At 32.5% G+C, this 1,139-nt stretch carries 1 pseudogene; it reads left to right on the forward strand.

The features are described from left to right. A pseudogene (locus Q0649_RS07935) lies at nt 1-1,139 on the forward strand (transposase); the annotation flags it as partial.

Raw genomic sequence — 1,139 nt, forward strand, 5'->3', positions numbered from 1 at the left:
ATGATTTATGGAATGATTCCTAAGATAAGTCTTCCTGAATTGCTTTTAGAGGTCTCAGAATGGACTCATTTCGAACAGCATTTAACCCATGCATCTACAGATAAGCCGCCTAAAAATGAGGAAATACCTATATTGATGGCAGCAATAATGGCACTTGGTACAAATATAGGAGTTCAAAAAATGGCAGATTCAACATCAGATATTACTTATGCTCAAATGGCAAATATATCAGAATGGAGACTCCATGATGATGCCTTAAAAAAAGCACAAGCTACTCTTGTAAACTACCAACACTATCTTGACCTATCACAGTACTTTGGAGATGGCACAACTTCATCCTCAGATGGTATGCGTGTTGAAGTTGGAGTTTCCTCAATTTATGCTGATTAGAATCCACACTATGGAATAGGAAAGGGACTTACAATGTATCGTCATGTAAGTGACCAATATTCTGCTTATAGTATAGATGTAATTACTACTAATTCAAGGGATTCGCTATACTTGCTTGATGGTATATTGGGACATGAATCTGAGCTTCAAATAGAGGAACATTATACTGATACAGCTGGATACACAGATCAAGTATTTGGATTATTTCATTTATTTGGAATTAGATTTGCTCCAAGAATAAGAGATTTATCAGAATATGTTTTGTTTTCATTTAATGATACTGAAGAGTTCTATAAAACGATTAAGGATATTGTTAAAGGTCGTATAAATGTTAAATCAATAACTGATGATTATGAATCTGTATTAAAATTAGCTCATTCAATATTTATAGGGAAAGTTTCAGCATCCTTAATCCTAGAAAAACTAGGTTCCTACTCAAGAAAAAATAGTATGGCAAAAGCTTTAAGGGAAATGGGTAAAATAGAAAAAACATTTATATTGGAATATATATCTGATAAAAACTTTAGAAGACGCATTCAAAGAGGACTAAATAAAGGAGAAGCTATGAATGCCCTGGCAAGAGCTATTTTCTTTGGTAAATTTGGAGAATTTAGAAGAAGAGCTTTACAAGAACAATTGCAAAGTGCCAGTGCTTTAAATATTATAATCAATGCAATAACAATTTGGAATTGTGTTTATTTAAATAAAGCTATTGATCATCTAAAGTGTAATGGTGGATTTGACGAAAG

Source organism: uncultured Clostridium sp., assembly GCF_937920395.1.
Lineage (GTDB): Bacteria > Bacillota > Clostridia > Clostridiales > Clostridiaceae > Clostridium_AD.